Below are 20,083 nucleotides of genomic sequence, written 5' to 3' on the forward strand. Positions count from 1 at the left end.
GGAACCGAATCCCGCCGCGCCGCAAGGCCCGATCCGCCGCCAATGATGTCTTGCCGGTCACACCCTACAACCGCAGGGCGTCACGACTACATCATATAGACATGAGCGCGCCGCAATCGTCAATATCTAGTTAACATCTTGACAAGCGATTCGGGGCCGAGGCGGCGCCGAATTGCCATGACGCCGGGCATCCGCCCCCGGATTGCCGCGTCCATGCCGCGACAAAACAACGCCGCCCGCGCGGCGATGTCTCAATCGCGCATTTTGGGGTCGCAAATCTGCCACGTCCCGGTCGCAATGCGGCTAATTTGGGTCACATAGCAGCCAGCACCTCGATGGGTCCAGACATGAACACGACCTTTACCGCCAGCCTGATCACCGAACGCGTCCCCGGCTTTTCCCTGCCGCGCGACCTGTATTGCAGCGAACAGACCTTTCAGGACGACCTGGAACAGATCTGGTATCGCGAATGGCTCTTCGCGCTGCCCTCGTGCGAGATCCCCAAGACCGGCAACTTCGTCACCCTGAACGTCGGCGCCTATCCGGTGATCGTCATCCGCGGCGCGGACGGCCGGATCAGGGCGTTCCACAACGTCTGCCGCCATCGCGGCCAGCGGTTGTGCCCCAAGACCAACGGCTCCAATCCGAAACTGGTCTGTCCCTATCACCAGTGGACCTATGACCTGGACGGCAAGCTGCTGTATGCGCGCGACATGGGCGAAGGCTTCGACGCCAGCAAATACGGCCTGAAGCCGGTCCATTGCGTCGATCTGGGCGGCATGGTGTTCATCTGCCTGGCCCAAGTGCCCCCCGCGATCAACGAACTGGCCGCGAACCTGACGCGCTATGTCCTGCCCTCGGCCATCGCCGACAGCAAGGTCGCCTTCAGTTCGACCATCGTCGAGAAGGGCAACTGGAAGCTGGTGATGGAAAACAACCGCGAATGCTATCACTGCGGCGGCTCCCATCCCTCGCTGTGCCGGACCTATTCCGACGATCCGCTGATGACGGTGATGGAAGGCCCGAATTCCGCCAGCCCGGAAATCCTCGCGCACTGGGCGCGCTGCGATGCCGCCAACCTGCCGTCGCGGTTCACCAACGCGCCCGACATGCAGTGGCGCATGGCCCGCGTGCCGCTGATGGACAACCAGGAAAGCTTCACCATGTCGGGCAAGGCCGCTGTGGCGCAGCGGATGGGCACGATCCCCTGGAACGACGCGGGGTCGCTGATGTTCTATCACTTCCCGTCGTCCTGGAACCACTTCCTGCCCGACCACGCCATCGTCTTCCGCATCCTGCCGATCAGCCCCACCGAAACCGAGGTCACGACCAAGTGGCTGGTCCACAAGGACGCGGTCGAGGGCAAGGACTATGACCTCAAGGCCCTGACCGAGGTCTGGTTGGCAACCAATGGCGAGGACCGTCAGGTGGTCGAGGAAAACCAGCGCGGGATCCTGTCGCCCGCCTATCAGCCCGGCCCCTATTCGCCGACCCAGGAAGCGGGTGTCATCCACCTGATCGACTGGTATTGCGGGCTGATGGCCCGCCGCCTGACCCCCACCAGCGTCGCAGCGGAGTAAGCGCGGGATGCCGAAGCCACGCCTGAACTGGGCCGCCGAGCCGTGGTCCGACGACGAGCATCTGGAATGCGCGATGGTGGTGCCGGAAACGGCGGACGCCGCCACCTTCACCTTTCGGGCGCCGTCGGGGGCGTGGTTCGATTACCAGCCGGGGCAGTTCATCACGCTGGACCTGCCGCTGCCGTCCGGCAACGTGCAGCGGACCTATACGATCAGTTCCAGCCCGTCGCGGCCCTTGTCGATCTCGGTCACGGTCAAGGCGCAGCGCACGTCGCTGGCGACCCGCTGGATGCTGGACCACCTGCGGCCGGGGATGCGGATCAAGGCCTATGGCCCGTCGGGGATCTTTTCCAGTCACCGGCACCCGGCGAAGAAGCACCTGTTCATCTCGGCCGGATCGGGCGTCACGCCGATGATGTCGATGACCACCTGGGCCTGGGATTCGGGCGAGATGCCGGACATCGTCTTCGTTCACGCCGCCCGCAGCCCGTCCGACATCATCTTCCGCCGCCGCCTGGAACAGTTCGCCGACCGCGTGCCGGGCCTGCAACTGCGCTTCACGGTGGAACAGAACGACCCCTTTACCGCCTGGACCGGCTATCAGGGGCGACTGAACCAGATCATGCTGGGGCTGATGGCGCCCGATTACCTGGAGCGAGAGGTGTTCTGCTGCGGGCCGGAACCCTTCATGCAGTCTGTGCGCGACATGCTGGTGGCGCTTGGCTTCGACATGGATCATTACCACCAGGAAAGCTTCGGCGCCCCCATCAAGACCGAGGCCGACGCCCCGGTGATCGACGATGTGGCCCCCGAAGAAGGCGCAAAGGCCCAGATCACCTTCGCGGCCAGCGGCGTCACCACCCCCTGCGCGGAAACCGACACGGTTCTGGCGGTCGCCAAGCGGTCGGGCCTGAACATCCCGTCTGGCTGCACCTTCGGCCTGTGCGGCACCTGCAAGATCCGCAAGATCTCGGGCGAGGTGCATATGGTCCACAACGGCGGCATCAGCGACGAGGACATCGAGGACGGCTATATCCTGGCCTGCTGTTCCCATCCCCTCGGCCCGATCGCGGTCGAGGTCTAGGACAGCGGACGGGCGGCGTTCCCTGCCCGGCTGCTACTGATAACGGAAAAGTTGGCAAAATCCCCTCATCGCGGGCAATCTGGCCTTGAACTCGACCGGGGCGAAAGGCATTCGGGTCGTGTTCCCGAAGGCGCCTCGCAGCTTGTCCCTTTCTTTCGAATGGATAAGGCTGCACCATCATGTGCCGGGAAAGACACGATGTTTTGCTGAGGTGAGGGCGACGCGAAGATGGCCGAACACAATCTTTTCCTGTTGTTTGCCTGCCTTCCCTTCGCGACCTCGCTTATTCTTCTGACCCTGCGCCAGACCGCGCGCGGCGCGGCGACCTGGCTGTCCGGCCTGTCGCTGGTCGCCGGACTGGCGATCCTGGCGGGGTTCCTGCCCGGCATCCGAACCGGCGGCGTGCTGCGCGCCAGCAGCGAATGGGTGCCCTCGCTGGGGATGAACCTGGCGCTGCGGATGGACGGGTTCGCCTGGCTGTTCGCCACGCTGGTGCTGTCCATCGGCGTGCTGGTGGTGATCTATGCGCGCTATTACATGGGGTCGGCCGACAGCCTGCCGCGCTTTTTCGCGCTGCTGATGGCCTTCACCGGGGCGATGCAGGGCATCCTGATTTCCGGCAACGTGCTGGTGATGGTGGTGTTCTGGGAACTGACCTCGTTCATGTCCTTCCTGCTGATCGGCTTCTGGCACCAGGGCGCGGCGGCGCGCGACGGGGCGAGGACGGCGCTGATCATCACCGCGCTTGGCGGGCTGTGCCTGCTGACCGCGATGCTGATGCTGGGCCAGGTCGCGGGCACCTATGATCTGGGGATCATCCTGCGGTCGGGCGACGCGATCCGCGCCCATCCCTGGTACGGCGCGATCCTGGCGCTGTTCCTGCTGGGCGCGTTCACCAAGTCCGCGCAGTTCCCGTTCCATTTCTGGCTGCCCGGCGCGATGGCCGCGCCGACCCCTGTATCGGCCTTCCTGCATTCCGCGACGATGGTGAAAGCGGGGGTGTTCCTGCTGGTGCGCTTTTCCCCGGCCCTGGGCGGAACCGAGGCCTGGTTCTTCACCGTGACCGGCATCGGCATGATCACGCTGATCCTGGGGGCGGCGGTGGCGCTGTATCGCCACGACCTGAAAGGGCTGCTGGCCTATTCCACGATCAGCCATCTGGGCCTGATCACCGCGCTGGCCGGGATCGGCGGGCCGGTGGCGATCCTGGCGGCGATCTTCCACATCTGCAACCACGCGGTGTTCAAGGCCTCGCTGTTCATGGCGGCGGGCATCATCGACCACGAGACCGGCACCCGCGACATGCGCCGCCTGTCCGGGCTGTTCCGGCCGATGCCCTTCACCGCGACCCTGGCCATCGTCGCCGCCGCCGCCATGGCCGGGGTGCCGCTGCTGAACGGCTTCCTGTCCAAGGAGATGTTCCTGGCCGAGGCGGTGGACTGGCACAACGGCACCTGGCTGGACGAGGCCCTGCCCTATCTGGCGGTGGTGGGCAGTTGCCTGTCGGTCGCCTATTCGCTGCGCTTCATCGCCACGGTGTTCTTCGGCCCGCAGGCGACCGACCTGCCCAAGGCGCCGCACGAGCCGGTCGCCTGGATGCGCCGCCCGGTCGAACTGCTGGTGCTGATCTGCCTGCTGGTGGGCATCTTCCCGGCGCTGACGCTTGGTCCCATCGTCAATGCCGCCGCGCGGTCGGTGGCGGGGGCCGAGATGCCCTATTACAAGATCGCCCTCTGGCACGGCGTGAACGCCCCCCTGATGCTGAGCCTGGTGGCGCTTGCCGTGGGCGCGCTGATCTATGTGTTCAGCGCCAGGGCCATCGCGGCCGGTCCCGAAGGACCGTTCCTGCTGCACCGCCTTCGGGCGCAGCGGGTCTATGATTGGCTGCTGTTCCGCCTGACCTGGCGGCTGCCGCGCCTGGCGCATGGGGTAATGTCCACCGAATCCTTGCAGCCGCAGTTGCGCCTGCTGGTGCTGACCGGGGTCGCGGTGGCGGTGGCATCGCTGTGGGCGGGCCTGACCCTGGCACAGGAACTGCGGCTGCACGCGCCGAACCCGGCCTTCGCCATGCTGTGGACGGTGGGCGCCGCCTGCGCCATCGGCGCGGCCTGGCAGGCCAAGTATCACCGCTTCGCCGCCCTGGTGCTGCTGGGTGGGGCGGGGGTCGTCACCTGCCTGACCTTCGCCTGGTTCTCGTCCCCCGACCTGGCCGTGACGCAGCTTCTGGTCGAGATCGTGACCACCGTCCTGCTGCTGCTGGGCCTTCGCTGGCTGCCCAAGCGCCGGTCCGAGATCGCCGAGGACAAGCTGATGCCCGCCAAGATCCGGCGCGGCCGCGACCTGGTGATCGCGCTGGCCGGGGGCTTCGGCATCGCCGCGATCGCGTTCACCGTGATGACGCGCCCCGTGGTCAGCAATGTCGGCGACTGGTTTCTGGGCAACGCCTATTACGAAGGCGGCGGCACCAATGTGGTGAATGTGATCCTGGTCGATTTCCGCGCCTTCGACACCTTCGGCGAGATCTCGGTTCTGGCGATCGTGGGGCTGACGGTCTATGGCCTGCTGCGCCGCTTCCGCCCCGCCCCCGAAAGCGTCGAGGCGCCCTATCAGCAGACCGTGGACGACGGCCCGTCGCTGGACGATTACCTGTATGTCCCCTCGGTCCTGATGATCTGGATGTTCCCGATCCTGATCATGCTGTCGGGCTATTTCTTCTTCCGCGGCCACGACCTGCCGGGCGGGGGCTTCGCCGCCGGGGTGACCCTGGCGATCGCCTTCCTGATCCAGTACATCGCCACCAATGTCCGTTGGGTCGAGGCGCGCATCACCGTGCTGCCGATCCGCTGGATGGGCTTCGGCCTGCTGATCGCGGTGTCGACCGGCATGGGCGCCTGGCTGTTCGGCTATCCCTTCCTGACGGCCCATGCCCGTTATGTCGACCTTCCGCTGATCGGCCAGGTTCCGGCGGCCACCGCGCTGCTGTTCGACATCGGCGTCTTCGCCACCGTGGTCGGCGCGGTCGTGCTGATGCTGGTCGCCATCGCCCACCAGTCGCTGCGCGCCAGCCGGATGCGCGAAGCCGACGAACTCGCCGCCGCCAAGAAGGAAGCCGCCTGATGGAGATCATCCTGTCCGCCGCCATCGGCATCCTGTCCGCGTCCGGCATCTGGCTGCTGCTGCGTCCGCGCAGCTTCCAGGTCGTCGTCGGGCTGTGCCTGCTGTCCTATGCCGTCAACCTGTTCATCTTCTCAATGGGCCGCCTGACGCCGGGCGCGCCGCCGATCATGCCCAAGGGGGGCTTCGTCGATCCCACCCGCTATGCCGACCCGCTGCCGCAGGCCCTGGTGCTGACCGCCATCGTCATCAGCTTCGCCACCACGGCGCTGTTCCTGGTGGTGATGATCGCCTCGCGCGGGATGACCGGCACCGACCATGTCGACGGGAAGGAGCGCAGCCAGTGATCAGCGAACACCTGATAATCGCGCCGATCCTGATCCCCTTCGTCGTGGGCGCGCTGATGCTGCTGTACGACGACCGGCAGCGGCAGGCGAAATTCTGGCTGAGCCTGATCTCGGTCGCGGCGCAACTGCTGATCGCCGTCGAACTGGTGGTCCGCGCCAAGACCGGAGGCGATATCAGCGACGCGGAAGGGATCAGCTTCTATCTGCTGGGCGACTGGTCGGCACCCTTCGGGATCGTTCTGGTGCTGGATCGGCTGGCCGCGATGATGCTGGTGCTGACGGCGCTGCTGGCGATTCCGTCGCTGGTCTATGCCGGGGCGGGCTGGGCCAGGCAGGGTCCGCATTACTATTCGCTGTTCCAGTTCCTGCTGGTCGGCCTGAACGGCGCCTTCCTGACCGGCGACATCTTCAACCTGTTCGTGTTCTTCGAAATCCTGCTGGCCGCGTCATACGGGCTGCTGCTGCACGGGTCGGGGCAGTTGCGCGTCCGTGCCGGGCTGCATTACATCGCCATCAACCTGGCCGCCTCGCTGCTGTTCCTGATCGGCGTCAGTCTGATCTATGGCGTCAGCGGCACGCTGAACATGGCGCATCTGGCGAACCTGGTGTCGTCCATGCCGGGCGAGGACCGGCCCCTGCTGCACGCGGGCGTGGCGATCCTGGCTGTGGCCTTCCTGGTCAAGGCCGGAAGCTGGCCTCTGAACTTCTGGCTTCCCACCGCCTATATGGCCGCCGCTGCCCCGGTGGGCGCGATGTTCGCGATCATGACCAAGGTCGGCGTCTATGCGATCCTGCGGCTGGCGATGCTGCTGTTCGGGGAAACGGGCGGCGCCTCGGCCGGGTTCGGGGCGGGTATCCTGATCGTGCTGGGCATGATCACGGTGCTGTCCGGGCTGCTGGGCATCCTTGCCTCGCAGGGGCTGGGGCGGATGGCCGCGCATTCGGTGCTGATCTCGTCGGGGACGGTGCTGGGGATCACCGGCTTCGCGCTTGCGGGCGGGGGCGAGGCGATGCTGTCGGGCGCGCTGTATTACTTGGTCGGGTCGGTCCTGGCGACCGGCGCACTGTTCCTGCTGATCGAGCCGATGAACCGCGAGGATGGCGGCATCGCCGCGATGCTGGCCCTGACCGCCGACGCCTATGGCATCGACGAGGCCGAACTGGACGAGGTGCCCGACATCGGCCTGGCAATCCCCGCGACGATGACCGTGCTGGGCCTGTGCTTCGCGCTGTGTGTGCTGATGCTGGCGGGGCTGCCGCCCCTGCCGGGCTTCATCGGCAAGATCGCGATGATCCAGCCGCTGATCGCGCAGACCGCGCTGCCCGCCGGGCTGGCATGGGCCTTCATCGCGCTGCTGATCCTTTCGGGCTTCGCCACGCTGATCGGCATGGCGCGGATCGGCATCCAGACCTTCTGGGCCAATGACGTGCCCCTGCCCCGCGTGCTGGCGCTGGAGATCGCCCCGGTGATCGCCCTGCTGGTCGTGCTGTCCCTGATCGGCTTCCGGGCCGAGGCGATGCTGCGCTATACCACCGGGACCGCCCACGCCCTGCACGACACGGCCGCCTATGCCTATGGCGTCTTCGCCACGCCGCGCGCCGCCGACCGTCCCGACGCAGCCGAGGACCAGCCATGATCCGCCTTTTCCCCCATCCGGTCCTGTCGCTGTGCCTGATCTTCCTGTGGCTGATGCTGACGCGGTTCTCGCTGGGCTACCTGATTCTGGGGACAGCCTTGTCGTTGGTCGCGGGCTGGGCCTATTCGGCACTGCATTCGGCCAAGCCGCGCATCCGGCGGTGGCAGACCATCCCCCGGCTGGCGGCGACGCTGGTCCTGGACATCATCCGATCCAACGCCGCGATCACGCGGCTGCTTCTGACCGAAGGCCGCAACGGCCGGACCTCGGCCTTCATCCAGATCCCCCTTCAGATCACCAGCCCCAACGCCCTGGCCGTCCTGGCGATCATCCTGACCGCGACCCCCGGCACGGCCTGGGTGGAATACGGAACCGATACCGGCATCCTGACGCTGCACATCTTCGACGCGTCCGAGGCCGACCATTACCACCGGATCGTCGGCCAGACCTATGAACCCATGCTGATGGAGATCTTCGAATGAGCGAAACGATCCTGACCATTGCGCTTGGCTATGCCCAGATCGCCCTGGCGCTTGCGGGCTGCCTGGTGGGCACGCGGATCCTGCGCGGGCCGCGCGCCCAGGACCGGGTGCTGGCGCTCGATTCGCTCTATGTCTCGATCATGCTGCTATTCCTGGTCACGGGGATGCAACTGGGCACCGCCTTCTTCTTCGAGGCGGCCATGGTCATTTCCATCATGGGCTTCGTGTCCTCGGTGGCCTTGGCCAAGTTCCTGTTCCGCGGCGAGGTGATCGAATGAGCCCGCTTCAATCCGTCCCGCTGTGGCTGGCCATTCCCGTGGCCTTCTTCGTGGTGCTGGGATCCACCCTGACGCTGATCGGGGCGCTTGGCTTTGCGCGGTTGCAGTCCTTCTATGACCGGCTGCACGCGCCGACCCTGGCGACAAGCTGGGGCACCGGCGGGGTGATGATCGCGTCGGCCCTGATGTTCAGCTTCATCGAGGGGCGGGCCATCGTCCACGAATTCGCGATCGGTTTCTGCATCGTGCTGACCACGCCCATCACGCTGATGATGCTGGGCCGCGCCGCCCTGGAACGCGACCGGGCCGAAGGATCGGACGCCCTGCCCCCGGACATGCGGACCCGGCCCCAACGACCCGACGACCCACCCGCTCAGGACTAGCAATGCGCGTCCTGTCCCTTGTGACGGCGCTGTTTGCCGCGGCCGCCGCCCAGGCCGATGCGCCGCTGATCGTGCTGGACCAGACCCGGCTGCCCTTCGACCTTGGCCCCGGCCATCCGGCGAACAATCCGGCACGCCCGGCCAATTCCCCGAACGCGGCGTGGAATTCATCGGGCAATACCGCCAATTCCGGCACCGCCTGGCAGAACCGCCCTTCGAACCCCGACAACGAACGGCGGCTGATCATCACCGGCGACGGCGGCGTGCTGGGATATTACGCGACCAACCAGGGCGGCGTGCTGAACCTGTTCGACGTGGCCGGCCGCCGCGTCGCCTATCGCCCCGCGCGCGGCACGCGCAGCCTGTTCACCGTCACCGGCCAATGGTGCGGCACCGTCGACGGGGGGCGCGGCAATTTCGTCCTGGCCGTCACCCCGGCCTGCGCCGCGCGGTTCGGTCGCTGACTGCCGCATCATCGTTACATTCCCGCCGTAGACGGACCCTCGCATTGCCGGAGTTGACCATGACCGACGAACCCAAGGACTGGCTGGAAGCCGAGCTTCTGGAAACCCTGGACGAGGATTACGAGATCGAACTTGAGGACGCCGTCCTCTCCGAGGAGATTCGCCGCATCTATCGCGAAAAGCGGCCCGACCAGATGGACCGCAAGCTGTATTTCCGCGAATTGCTGCGGTTGCAGACCGAGTTGATCAAGTTGCAGGACTGGGTGGCGCATACCAAGGAAAAGGTCGTCGTCATCTTCGAGGGCCGCGACAGCGCCGGCAAGGGGGGCGCCATCAAGCGCATCAGCCAGCGGCTGAACCCCCGCGTGGTGCGGACCGTGGCCCTGCCCGCTCCCTCGGATCGGGAAAAGACCCAGTGGTATTTCCAGCGCTACGTCCCCCACCTGCCCGCGGGCGGCGAGATCGTGCTGTTCGACCGCAGCTGGTACAACCGCGCGGGCGTGGAACGCGTGATGGGATTCGCGACCGAGGACCAGGTGGACCAGTTCTTCCAGGACGTTCCCGAATTCGAACGGATGCTGGTCCGGTCGGGGATCCGGCTGGTGAAATACTGGTTCTCGATCACCGACGAGGAACAGCAGCTGCGCTTCCTGATGCGCATCCACGATCCCCTGAAACAGTGGAAGCTGTCGCCCATGGACCTGCAATCGCGCGTCCGCTGGGAAGCCTATACCAAGGCGAAAGAGGACATGCTGGAACACACCAACATCCCCGAGGCGCCCTGGTATATCGTCGAGGCCAACGACAAGAAGCGCGCGCGGCTGAACTGCATGAGCCACCTGCTGAGCCTGATCCCCTATACCGATGTCGAGCACGAGGACGTGACCCTGCCCGACCGCGTGTTCAACCCGGATTACGAACGCGACGTGCTGCCGCGCGACCTTTATGTGCCGCAACGCTATTGATTGGCGGGGCGGCGTTTCTGATCGGTCAATCAACGCAAGGTATAACAAAAGAAAAGTGATACCCTTAAATCTTGAATGACGGGCGCAACGCCGTAAGATGGGGGCATGTTTCGCAATCTGTTGGACCGCCTGTTCACAGAAGACCCCGCTCCGCGGCCCTTGGCGACGGACGATGCCGAGGTTGCGGTGGCCGCGCTGCTGGTGCGCGTGGCGCGTGCGGACGATCACTATCACGCCTCGGAACGGATGCGCATCGATCAGGTGCTGGGGCAGTTGCACGGCCTTGGCCCGATCGACGCCGCCGAACGCCGCGCCGTGGCCGAGATGATCGAAGCCGAGGCCCCCGATACCGTCCGCTTCACCCGCCTGATCAAGAGCCGCGTCTCGCTTGAAGATCGGATGGGCATCATCGGGGCGATGTGGGAAATCTCTCTGGCCGACGACCGGCGCACCGCGCAAGAGGAAGCGGCGATCCGACTGGTGGCCGGGTTGCTGGGCGTGACCGACCGCGAATCCGCCATCCAGCGCCAGCGCGTCGCGGGCGGGCGCTAGAATCCCAGCCGGTCCCGCAACCCGTACCAGGCCATTCCAGCGACCAGCAGCGGGCTGCGAAGCATGGTGCCGCCGGGAAAGGGCCGCGTCGGGATCGCCGCCATGGCGTCGAAGCCGTCCGACTGCCCCGCCACCGCATCGGCTATCAGCCTGCCCGCCAGCGTCGCCAGCGCCACCCCATGCCCGCTGTATCCCCCAGCCGACAGGCAGTTCGGGGCGGGCCGGGCGAAATGCGGCATCCGGTTCATGGTGATCGCCAGCGTGCCGCCCCAGGCATGGGTGATCGCCACGTCGCGCAGTTGCGGATAGACCGACAGCAGATGCGGGCGCACAAGCGCCGCGATGTCCCTGGGGAACCGATAGGTCGCGGTTTCCCCCCCGCCGAAGATCAGGCGGCGGTCGTCGTCCAGCCGCCAGTAATTCACCACGAACTTGGTGTCGGCCACGGCGATGCGCTGCGGCAGGATCTCGGAGAAATCATCGCCCAGCGGCGTGGTCGAGACGATGTAATTGTTGATCGGCATGACCCTCGCCGCGACCTTGCCGTCCAGCCGCCCCTGATAGCCGTTCCCGGCCAGGATCACCTGATCACAGAGGATCCTGCCGGTGTCGCACAAGACGCGGCTTTTGCCCGTGGCGCTGCCGTGTTCGATGCGGTGGACATGGGTGCCCTCATGGATGCGCACCCCTGCCGCCACGGCCAGCCGCGCCATGCCAAGCGCCAAGGCCAGCGGATGGACATGCGCCGCGCCCCGGTCCAGGTCGCCGCCCGCATAGGCCGTGCTTCCCAGATGCGCCGCCATCGCGTCCCGATCCAACGGCTGCACGCGGTCGTAATCGTAATACGCAGCCAGATGCGCGGCCATGCGGGCGCTGTGGTCCACCTCGGAGGCCGAGCGGCAGGCATGGGCCACGCCGTCGCGGATCGGCACGCCCGATTCCGCCGCCAGCGCGCGGGTCAGCGCCTTGGCATCCTCGGCCAGATCCCACAGGCGGCGCGCGGTCGGGCGGCCGAACTGGCGTTCCAGCCAGTCCACCTCTTGCCGCTGGCCCGACCCGATCTGCCCGCCGTTGCGCCCCGACGCGCCGAACCCCACCCGCTGTGCATCGACCAGCACCACGTCGCGCCCTGCCCGCGCCAGATGCAACGCGGCGGACAGGCCGGTATAGCCCGCCCCCACCACCGCGACATCGGCGCGCGTCTCGCCTTTCAGCGGCGGGAAACGGTCCAGCAGATCGCTGGTCTGGGCATAGACGCTGGGCGGATATTCCCCGCGCCGGTCGTTGGCATAGAGCAGCTTCATACGTTCAGCAGCAGGTGTTCGCGTTCCCAAGGGCTGATGACCTGCAAGAATTCCTTGTATTCGTTGCGCTTCACGGATTCATAGACCGCCGCGAAATCCTCGCCCAGGACACTGCGCATCGGCGCGCTTTCGGACATGATGTCCAGCGCGTCGCCCAGGTTGTAGGGCAGTTCGTCCTGCGAAGACATATAGGCGTCGCCCAGGCATTCGCCGCGCGGATTTTCGGCCTCGACCAGTCCCAGATAACCGCAGGCGAGGCTGGCGGCGATGCCCAGATAGGGGTTGCAGTCCATGCCCGCCAGCCGGTTTTCCACCCGCCGCGCCTCGGGGGACGAGATCGGCACCCGCAGCCCGGTGGTGCGGTTGTCGCGGCCCCATTCCAGGTTGATCGGCGCGGCAAAGTCCGGGACATAGCGGCGATAGCTGTTCACGTATGGCGCCAGCAGCGCCACGGCGGCGGGCAGGTGCTTCTGCATCCCGGCGATGAAATGCAGGAACTGCGGCGTCTCGCGCCCCTTCTCGTCCGAGAACAGGTTCTGCCCCGTCGCCACGTCGATGACCGAATGATGGATGTGCATGGCACTGCCGGGTTCACCCTCGATCGGCTTGGCCATGAAGGTGGCGAAACAGTCGTGGCGCAGCGCGGCCTCGCGGATCAGGCGCTTGAAATAGAAGATCTCGTCGGCAAGGGCCACCGGATCGCCATGGTTGAGGTTGATTTCCACCTGCCCCGCGCCGCCTTCCTGCAAGATGCCGTCGATCTCGAATCCCTGCGCCTCGGCGAAGTCGTAGATGTCGTCGATGACCTTGCCGTATTCGTCCACCGCCGACATGGAATAGGCCTGCTTGGCCGCCGCGCGACGGCCGGTGCGCCCCATCGGCGGAATGATCGGCTGGTTCGGGTCGATGTTGCGGGCGACCAGGAAGAACTCCATTTCCGGGGCGACGACGGGCTTCCAGCCGCGTTCCGCATACAGCCCGACGATGCGCTTCAGCACGTTGCGCGGGGCGATGGGCACCGGGTTGCCCTGCTGGTCATAGGCGTCGTGGATGACTTGCAGCGTCCAGTCCGCCGTCCAGGGCGCGGCGGTCGCGGTGCTGAAATCGGGCGTCAGGATCATGTCGGGTTCGGTGAACGCCCCCGCCGGATTGTCGGCCCATTCCCCGGTGATCGTTTGCAGGAAGATCGAGTTCGGCAGATAGAATTTTTCCTGCCGCGCGAATTTCGACGCGGGCATCGCCTTGCCGCGCGCGACGCCCGCGATGTCGGCCAGGATGCATTCGACCTCGTCCAGGCGCCGACCGGCCACGAAATCGCGGGCGGCCTGGGGCAGTCTGTCGATCCAGTCGCTCATGCGGCACCCCTGCTGATCGCGCGGGGCTGCTTGAAGAACGCCTCGATCCGGTCGGCGACACTGGCCGAGCCTTTCGGTTCGCCCATCCGGTCAGAGGCCTGGTCAAGCAGATCCTGCGGCACGACGCCCTGCCCGCGCTTGTCCATCAGCCCCCGGATGAAGTCGTCGGAAAATTCGGGATGCGCCTGCACGGTATAGGCGCGGTCGCCATAGATCAGCGCAGCGTTTTCGCAAAACGCGCTGCGCCCCGCCACCTGCGCATCCTTGGGCAGGGCCACCACCTGATCCTGGTGCCAGGCGTTCAGGCGCACGGTCTCGCCGTCGAAATCGTAATCCTGCGTGCCGACCGACCAGCCGCCAGGATGCTTGACGACCGTGCCGCCAAGCGCCTGCGCGATGATCTGGTGGCCGAAGCAGATGCCGACCAGCGGCACGGCGGCGTCATAGGCCTCGCGGATGAAGCGTTCCAGCGGCGGGATGAAGGCGTGATCCTCGTATGCGCCGTGCCGCGATCCGGTCAGCAGCCAGCCGTCGGCGTCGTGGACGGATGCGGGAAAGTCCATCGCCTCGACATCCCAGGTGCGGAATTCGAAGCCGCGTCCGTCCAGAAGCCGGACGAACATGTCGGGATAGTCGCCCATATCCTGCCTCAATTCGGCGGGCGCCTGGCCGCATTGAAGAATGCCGATGCGCATGAAGAACCTGCGATGTTGCTGTCGGGCCAAAGGTAGTCGCGCGGGCGGGGGGGCCGCAAGGGGGGGGCGCGGGCATTTCCGGTCAAGCCGCGAATATGCCGGAATATTAATTCATATTAAAATAGACGCTTTTCTATTAATATAAATCGTTCCTGCGGGTTTTTAACGATGGACGTTTTTGCGACCCTGTTCCTGATCTCCGGGCTGCATCTGGCGATAGCGATGACGCCCGGTCCGAATACCTTGGCAATCTGCTGCGCGGCCAGTGCGGGGACGCGACGGGAGGGGCTTTCAGTCGCGGCGGGCGTCGTCGCGGCGACCGGGCTGTGGGTCGGCCTGGCGCTGTTGGGCGCGGATGCGGTGGCGGACCGGGACGGCCAGGTTTTCCTGGGCCTGCGGGTTCTGGCGGCGCTGTATCTGGTCCGGATGGGGCTGCGCATGCTGACCGCCTGCCCCATGCGGCGCGGCGGGATGATGGGCCGCCAGCCCTTTCTGCTGGGTCTGCTGACGGCCCTTGCCAATCCTGTCGCCATCGCCTTCTGGCTGGGCACCTTCCTGGCCGCCATTCCCGCCGCCGCACCCGAATATGTCTATGCCGAGATATTCATTCTGATTATCGTCCAAAGCGTGATCTGGTATTCCTTTCTGGCGATCCTGTTTTCATCGGCCATGCGCGGGCGCAGCTTCGCAGCGGCGCGGGTTTCGCGTTACGTGGCGGCAGCGGTGATGATCGCCGTCGGCCTGGGCGCGCTTGCCCCCGGCTGATGCCTGCGGCCTTTGGCTGTCTGGCGGCATCGGGCGGCAGGCGCTAACCTGCACCAGGCTTGGACAGGAGAATGCGATGCCCCATCTTCACCCCGACATCGACCCCGATGGCCTGGACGAATTCTCGGTCGTGTTCACCGATCGGTCGCTGAACCACATGTCGCAGCGATTCCAGCAGGTGATGCGCGACCTGTCCGCCACCCTGAAACAGGTCTATGGCGCGTCCCAGGTCGCCATCGTGCCGGGCGGCGGAACCTATGCGATGGAATCGGTCGCCCGCCAGTTCGGCACCGGCCATGCGCTGATCGTCAGGAACGGCTGGTTCAGCTATCGCTGGAGCCAGATCTTCGAGATGGGCGGCTTTGCGCGGGAAACGACCGTCGCCATGGCCCGCCCTGCGGGCAACGAGCCGCAGCCCGCCTTCGCGCCCCCGCCCATCGAGGAAGTCGTGGCCAAGATCCGCGACACCCGGCCCGATGCGGTCTTTGCGCCCCATGTCGAAACCTCGGCCGGGCTGATCCTGCCCGACGACTATATCCGCGCGCTGTCGGACGCCGCGCATCAGGTCGGCGCGCTGATGGTGCTGGACTGCATCGCGTCGGGCGCGATCTGGGTGGACATGAAGGCAACGGGCGTGGACGTGCTGATCTCGGCCCCGCAGAAGGGGTGGTCGGCATCGCCCGCCGCAGGCTTGGTGATGCTGTCGGATCACGGGGCGGAACGGCTGGCCGCGACGGACAGCAACAGCTTCGCCCTGGATCTGAAGAAATGGCGCGCAATCATGGCGGCCTATGAAGACGGCGGCCACGCCTATCACGCGACCATGCCGACCGACGCCCTGCTGGGCCTGCGCGACGCGATGGAGGAAACGCGCGCGATGGGATTCGACGCCGCGCGGGATGCGCAATGGCGGCTGGGCAATGCCGTGCGCGACCTGCTGGCCGAACGCGGTATCCGCTCGGTCGCGGCGCCGGGTTTCACCGCGCCGGGGGTGGTGGTCAGCTATACCGACGATCCCGACATCAGGAACGGCCGGAAATTCGCGGCGGAAGGCATGCAGATCGCCGCCGGCGTGCCGTTGGCCGTGAACGAAGGCGACGCGTTTTCCACGTTCCGGCTGGGCCTGTTCGGGCTGGACAAGCTGAAGGACGTGGACGGCACGGTCGCCCGGCTGCGGACGGTGCTGGACAAGGTGATCCAGGCCTGACCAGCCCCCAGGATGCGAGGGACGGCCCGCCCCGAAAAGGCGGGCCTTTTTCTGTCCTGAGTTAGAATTTTATTCTCCCAACCCTGCCAATTTCAGCAGATCTCTGCTCTTGATAAACACGACTTCTCCCGTCGTTATTTAGGGAATACGACGCCAGCGAGTCAGAGGAGCGGAGATGACGATCCAGGGTCAAGATATCGGCGCCGCATCGCGGCCGCTTTATTCGGTCAGACTGATCGACCGCCGCACCGGACAGGTCCACCGCGTCAACGGCGCGCCGCTTCTGGCGCTCAGCCGGGAACCCCAGGCGGCGGCCGCGTCCCTGCTGGAGGGGCGCGATCCCGACCTGTGGGAGGCGCGGATCGAATCCCTCGCCACCCGCACCCACCGATAACCGACGCAGTTCTTCAGGAGAAACGGTCCATGACCACATCGAAAACCAGCCGCATCGGCGCCTCGCTGTCGGCCATCGTGCTGGCTTTGGCCATCGCGGTCCCGGCATCCGCCGAAACGCTGCTGAACGTCAGCTATGACCCAACCCGCGAACTGTATCGCGACGTGAACGCCGCCTTTGCCGAAAAATGGACTGCCGACGGGCACGAGGCCCCGACCATCGAGACCAGCCATGGCGGGTCGGGCGCGCAGGCCCGCGCGGTGATCGACGGGCTGAACGCCCAAGTGGTGACGCTGGCCCTGGCCTCGGACATCGACAAGATCGCGGAAACCGGCAAGCTGCCCGCCGACTGGCAGTCGAAGCTGCCGCACAATTCCAGCCCCTATACCTCGACCATCGTGTTCCTGGTGCGCGAGGGGAACCCCAAGGGCATCGCCGACTGGGGCGATCTGGTGAAGGACGGGGTCGAGGTGATCACGCCGAACCCCAAGACCTCGGGCGGCGCGCGCTGGAACTACTTGGCGGCCTGGGCCTGGGCGGAAAAGAACGGCCAGGATCCGCAGGCCTTCGTGGGCGAGCTGTTCAAGCACGTCCCGGTGCTGGATACCGGCGCGCGCGGTTCGACCACCACCTTTGCCCAACGCGGCATCGGCGACGTGCTGCTGGCCTGGGAAAACGAGGCCTATCTGGCGCTTGAGGAGATCGGCGAGGATCAGTTCGACATCGTCGTGCCCTCGGTCTCGGTCCTGGCGGAACCCCCGGTCGCAATCGTCGAGGGCAACATCGCCAACGACGCGCAGCGCGAACTGGCAGCGGCCTATCTGGACTTCCTGTATTCGCCGCAGGGCCAGGCGCTTGCCTTCAAGCATTTCTACCGCGCCTGGGACGACAGCGCCGCCGACCCCGAGGACGTGGCCCGCTTTCCGAAACTGGATCTGGTCAGCATCGAGGATTTCGGCGGCTGGAAGAAGGTTCAGCCCGAACATTTCGGTGAAGGCGGCATCTTCGACCAGATCTACGTGGCCAAGTGACCATGGCCGCCCGCCCCCTGATCCACAGGACCGCGATGCCCGGCCTTGGCCTGTCAGGGGGCATCACCCTGGCGATGCTGTCCATCGTCGTCTTGCTGCCGATCGGCGCCCTGCTGTTGCAGGGCGTCAATTTCGGTCTGTCCAATGTCCTGGCCGTGGTGGCGCGCGAACGCGTCCAGGCTGCGCTGCTGCTGTCCTTCAAGCTGTCGCTGCTGGCGGCGATCTTCAACCTGGTCTTCGGTGTGGTGCTGGCCTGGGTACTGGTCCGGTACCGCTTTCCCGGCAAGCGCCTTCTGGACGCCGCCGTCGACCTGCCCTTCGCGCTGCCGACCGCCGTGGCGGGGATCGCGCTGACCGCGCTCTATGCCCCGAACGGGGCCTTCGGCAGCCTGGCGCAATCCCTGGGCCTGAAGATCGCCTATACCCAGGCGGGCATCTTCATTGCCCTGGTCTTCGTGGGTCTGCCCTTCGTCACCCGCACCGTCCAGCCGGTGGTCGAGGAGATCGACCGAGAGATCGAAGAGGCATCCGCGACCCTGGGCGCGTCCCGCCTGTACACGCTGCGCCATGTGATCCTGCCGATGCTGACGCCCGCCGCGCTGACCGGCTTTGCCCTGGCCCTGGCCCGCGCGGTCGGGGAATACGGGTCGGTCATCTTCATCGCGGGCAACATTCCGCTGCGCACCGAAATCGCGCCGCTGCTGATCGTCATCCAGCTTGAGGAATTCAACTATGACGCCGCCGCCGCCATCGGCATCGCCATGCTGGTGATTTCCTTCGCGATGCTGCTGGCGATCAACCTGATCCAGATCGTCAGCCGAAGAAAGATGGGCCATGTCTGACGCGTCCCTGCCCCGCCCCCGCGCCTTCCGCAGCGCGACCGAAGAAACGCCCGCCCTGCGCATCGCCCTGATCGCGATCGCCGTCGCCGGGCTGGCCATCCTGGTCTTCGCCCCGCTGGCCGTGGTCTTTGCCGAGGCCTTGAAGAACGGCTGGCTGGCGGCCGTCGAATCCCTGGGCAACCGCGACGCCCGGTCGGCGATCCGCCTGACCCTGCTGATCACCGCCATCGCCGTGCCGCTGAACGCCGTCTTCGGCATCGCCGCCGCCTGGCTGATCACCAAGTTCGACTTTCGCGGCAAGGCTTTCCTGATCACCCTGATCGACCTGCCCTTCAGCGTCAGCCCGGTCGTGGCGGGTCTGTGCATCGTGCTGCTGTTCGGCGCCAACTCGCTGGTCGGCGGCTTCCTCGTCGCCCATGGCTGGCCCATCGTCTTCGCCATTCCGGGCATCGTTCTGGCGACGGTCTTCGTGACCTTCCCCTTTGTCGCGCGCGAACTGATTCCGGTGATGATCGAACAGGGCCGGGCCGAGGAAGAGGCCGCCCTGACCCTGGGCGCCTCGGGCTGGCGGACCTTCTGGACCGTGACGCTGCCGAATATCCGCTGGGCGCTGCTTTACGGCACGCTGCTGTGCACGGCGCGCGCGATGGGCGAATTCGGCGCCGTCGCGGTGGTGTCGGGCAAGATCCGCGGCCAGACCGCGACCATGCCGATCACCATCGAGATGCTGTACAACGAATACCTGTCCGTCGCCGCCTTCAGCATGGCCGCGCTGCTGACCGCGCTGGCGCTTGTCACCCTGCTTCTGAAAACCCTGCTGGAACTGCGCCACGCCGACCAGCTTGCCGCCATCCGCCGCCACTGAGGAGGCCGTTCATGCATATCGACATCGACGAAATCGCCAAGACCTTCGGCGGCACCACGGCGCTGCATCCGGTGTCGCTGAACATCCCCTCGGGCGCGTTGGTCGCGCTGCTGGGGCCGTCGGGCTCGGGCAAGACCACGCTGCTGCGGATCCTGGGCGGGCTGGAATTCCCGACCTCGGGGCGGGTGCTGTTCAACGGCCAGGACGCCACGGGGATGAGCGTGCAGGACCGCCGCGCGGGCTTCGTGTTCCAAAGCTATGCGCTGTTCCGGCACATGACGGTCTTCGACAACATCGCCTATGGCCTGCGCGCCCGGCCCCGCAGCCAGCGTCCCCCCAAGGCCGAGATCACCCGCCGCGTGACCAAGCTGCTGGATCTGATCCAGCTGCCCGACATCGCTGGGCGCTATCCCACGCAATTGTCGGGTGGGCAGCGCCAGCGCGTCGCCCTGGCGCGCGCCCTGGCGATCGAGCCTCGGATGCTGCTGCTGGACGAACCCTTCGGCGCGCTTGACGCCAAGGTCCGCCGCGAATTGCGCCAGGGGCTGCGCGACATCCATGACGAAACCGGCCTGACCACGGTCTTCGTGACCCATGACCAGGACGAGGCGATGGAGCTGGCCGACCTGGTGGTGGTGATGTCGATGGGCCGGATCGAACAGATCGGCAAGCCCCAGGACATCCGCGCCAAGCCCGCCACCGAATTCGTGCGGGACTTCATCACCACCTAGGGCGGCGC

At 66.2% G+C, this 20,083-nt stretch carries 21 protein-coding genes; 18 read left to right on the forward strand and 3 right to left on the reverse strand.

All coding sequences use genetic code 11. The features are described 5' to 3' along the window. Nucleotides 1-347: 347 nt before the first annotated feature. From ACTJI6_RS12735 to ACTJI6_RS12785, 11 genes are all read left to right on the forward strand, one after another. Nucleotides 348-1,580: an aromatic ring-hydroxylating oxygenase subunit alpha gene (locus tag ACTJI6_RS12735; RefSeq protein WP_440801194.1), complete on the forward strand. Its 1,233-nt coding sequence runs from the start codon at nt 348-350 to the stop codon at nt 1,578-1,580. A gap of 7 nt (nt 1,581-1,587) precedes the next feature. Continuing rightward, the gene (locus ACTJI6_RS12740) at nt 1,588-2,664 is read left to right on the forward strand and encodes a 2Fe-2S iron-sulfur cluster-binding protein (RefSeq protein ID WP_440801195.1); all 1,077 of its coding nucleotides are present in this window, start codon (nt 1,588-1,590) and stop codon (nt 2,662-2,664) included. A 228-nt stretch (nt 2,665-2,892) separates the two neighbouring features. Further along, nucleotides 2,893-5,781: a monovalent cation/H+ antiporter subunit A gene (locus tag ACTJI6_RS12745; protein WP_440801196.1), complete on the forward strand. Its 2,889-nt coding sequence runs from the start codon at nt 2,893-2,895 to the stop codon at nt 5,779-5,781. Beyond that, nucleotides 5,781-6,125 (forward strand): Na+/H+ antiporter subunit C, encoded by a 345-nt coding sequence (locus tag ACTJI6_RS12750; protein WP_126153831.1) that lies wholly within the window; start codon nt 5,781-5,783, stop codon nt 6,123-6,125. Before ACTJI6_RS12745 ends, ACTJI6_RS12750 begins: the two co-directional genes overlap by 1 nt. Then, on the forward strand, nt 6,122-7,762 hold the full coding sequence (locus tag ACTJI6_RS12755; RefSeq protein WP_126153830.1) for a monovalent cation/H+ antiporter subunit D: 1,641 nt from the start codon (nt 6,122-6,124) through the stop codon (nt 7,760-7,762). The genes ACTJI6_RS12750 and ACTJI6_RS12755 overlap by 4 nt, the downstream gene beginning before the upstream one ends. Further along, nucleotides 7,759-8,244 (forward strand): Na+/H+ antiporter subunit E, encoded by a 486-nt coding sequence (locus ACTJI6_RS12760; RefSeq protein WP_126153829.1) that lies wholly within the window; start codon nt 7,759-7,761, stop codon nt 8,242-8,244. Before ACTJI6_RS12755 ends, ACTJI6_RS12760 begins: the two co-directional genes overlap by 4 nt. Next, on the forward strand, nt 8,241-8,522 hold the full coding sequence (locus ACTJI6_RS12765; RefSeq protein ID WP_126153828.1) for a K+/H+ antiporter subunit F: 282 nt from the start codon (nt 8,241-8,243) through the stop codon (nt 8,520-8,522). Before ACTJI6_RS12760 ends, ACTJI6_RS12765 begins: the two co-directional genes overlap by 4 nt. Then, nucleotides 8,519-8,905, forward strand: a complete 387-nt coding sequence (gene mnhG, locus ACTJI6_RS12770; protein WP_440801198.1) for a monovalent cation/H(+) antiporter subunit G — start codon at nt 8,519-8,521, stop codon at nt 8,903-8,905. The genes ACTJI6_RS12765 and mnhG overlap by 4 nt, the downstream gene beginning before the upstream one ends. Before the next feature lie 2 nt (nt 8,906-8,907). Beyond that, on the forward strand, nt 8,908-9,369 hold the full coding sequence (locus ACTJI6_RS12775; protein ID WP_440801200.1) for a hypothetical protein: 462 nt from the start codon (nt 8,908-8,910) through the stop codon (nt 9,367-9,369). Nucleotides 9,370-9,428: 59 nt separating this feature from the next. Next, entirely contained in the window at nt 9,429-10,334 is a 906-nt protein-coding gene (gene ppk2, locus ACTJI6_RS12780) for a polyphosphate kinase 2 (RefSeq protein ID WP_126153825.1), read from the forward strand. Nucleotides 10,335-10,439: 105 nt separating this feature from the next. After that, the gene (locus tag ACTJI6_RS12785) at nt 10,440-10,886 is read left to right on the forward strand and encodes a TerB family tellurite resistance protein (protein ID WP_126153824.1); all 447 of its coding nucleotides are present in this window, start codon (nt 10,440-10,442) and stop codon (nt 10,884-10,886) included. Here ACTJI6_RS12785 and ACTJI6_RS12790 read toward each other — a convergent pair. The 3 genes from ACTJI6_RS12790 to ACTJI6_RS12800 are packed head-to-tail and all read right to left on the reverse strand — an operon-like array spanning nt 10,883 to nt 14,240. After that, nucleotides 10,883-12,190, reverse strand: a complete 1,308-nt coding sequence (locus ACTJI6_RS12790; RefSeq protein WP_440801202.1) for an NAD(P)/FAD-dependent oxidoreductase — start codon at nt 12,188-12,190, stop codon at nt 10,883-10,885. The genes ACTJI6_RS12785 and ACTJI6_RS12790 overlap by 4 nt on opposite strands. Next, nucleotides 12,187-13,545, reverse strand: coding sequence for a glutamine synthetase family protein (locus tag ACTJI6_RS12795; RefSeq protein WP_440801204.1), 1,359 nt, complete (start codon nt 13,543-13,545; stop codon nt 12,187-12,189). The genes ACTJI6_RS12790 and ACTJI6_RS12795 overlap by 4 nt, the downstream gene beginning before the upstream one ends. Continuing rightward, nucleotides 13,542-14,240: a type 1 glutamine amidotransferase gene (locus ACTJI6_RS12800; RefSeq protein WP_440801205.1), complete on the reverse strand. Its 699-nt coding sequence runs from the start codon at nt 14,238-14,240 to the stop codon at nt 13,542-13,544. The genes ACTJI6_RS12795 and ACTJI6_RS12800 overlap by 4 nt, the downstream gene beginning before the upstream one ends. Before the next feature lie 168 nt (nt 14,241-14,408). Here ACTJI6_RS12800 and ACTJI6_RS12805 point away from each other — a divergent pair, with 168 nt between their 5' ends. From ACTJI6_RS12805 to ACTJI6_RS12835, 7 genes are all read left to right on the forward strand, one after another. Next, entirely contained in the window at nt 14,409-15,005 is a 597-nt protein-coding gene (locus ACTJI6_RS12805; RefSeq protein WP_440801207.1) for a LysE family transporter, read from the forward strand. Nucleotides 15,006-15,081: 76 nt separating this feature from the next. Then, a complete protein-coding gene (locus ACTJI6_RS12810; RefSeq protein ID WP_440801209.1) occupies nt 15,082-16,212 on the forward strand; it encodes an aminotransferase class V-fold PLP-dependent enzyme in 1,131 nt (376 codons plus the stop codon). A 175-nt stretch (nt 16,213-16,387) separates the two neighbouring features. Next, nucleotides 16,388-16,606: a hypothetical protein gene (locus ACTJI6_RS12815; RefSeq protein WP_126153818.1), complete on the forward strand. Its 219-nt coding sequence runs from the start codon at nt 16,388-16,390 to the stop codon at nt 16,604-16,606. Between the two features lie 29 nt (nt 16,607-16,635). After that, complete coding sequence (locus ACTJI6_RS12820; protein ID WP_440801210.1) at nt 16,636-17,637, forward strand: sulfate ABC transporter substrate-binding protein; 1,002 nt, start codon at nt 16,636-16,638, stop codon at nt 17,635-17,637. A gap of 2 nt (nt 17,638-17,639) precedes the next feature. After that, nucleotides 17,640-18,479: a sulfate ABC transporter permease subunit CysT gene (gene cysT / locus ACTJI6_RS12825; protein WP_440801212.1), complete on the forward strand. Its 840-nt coding sequence runs from the start codon at nt 17,640-17,642 to the stop codon at nt 18,477-18,479. Beyond that, nucleotides 18,472-19,344 carry a sulfate ABC transporter permease subunit CysW gene (gene cysW, locus ACTJI6_RS12830; protein ID WP_440801214.1) on the forward strand — a complete coding sequence of 291 codons (873 nt, stop codon included), beginning with the start codon at nt 18,472-18,474 and terminating at the stop codon, nt 19,342-19,344. The genes cysT and cysW overlap by 8 nt, the downstream gene beginning before the upstream one ends. Before the next feature lie 11 nt (nt 19,345-19,355). Beyond that, nucleotides 19,356-20,075, forward strand: coding sequence for a sulfate/molybdate ABC transporter ATP-binding protein (locus ACTJI6_RS12835; protein ID WP_440801215.1), 720 nt, complete (start codon nt 19,356-19,358; stop codon nt 20,073-20,075). Nucleotides 20,076-20,083: the final 8 nt, after the last annotated feature.

The sequence above is a fragment of the Paracoccus sp. 22332 genome (assembly GCF_052045125.1).
Classification (GTDB): Bacteria; Pseudomonadota; Alphaproteobacteria; order Rhodobacterales; family Rhodobacteraceae; genus Paracoccus; species Paracoccus haematequi_A.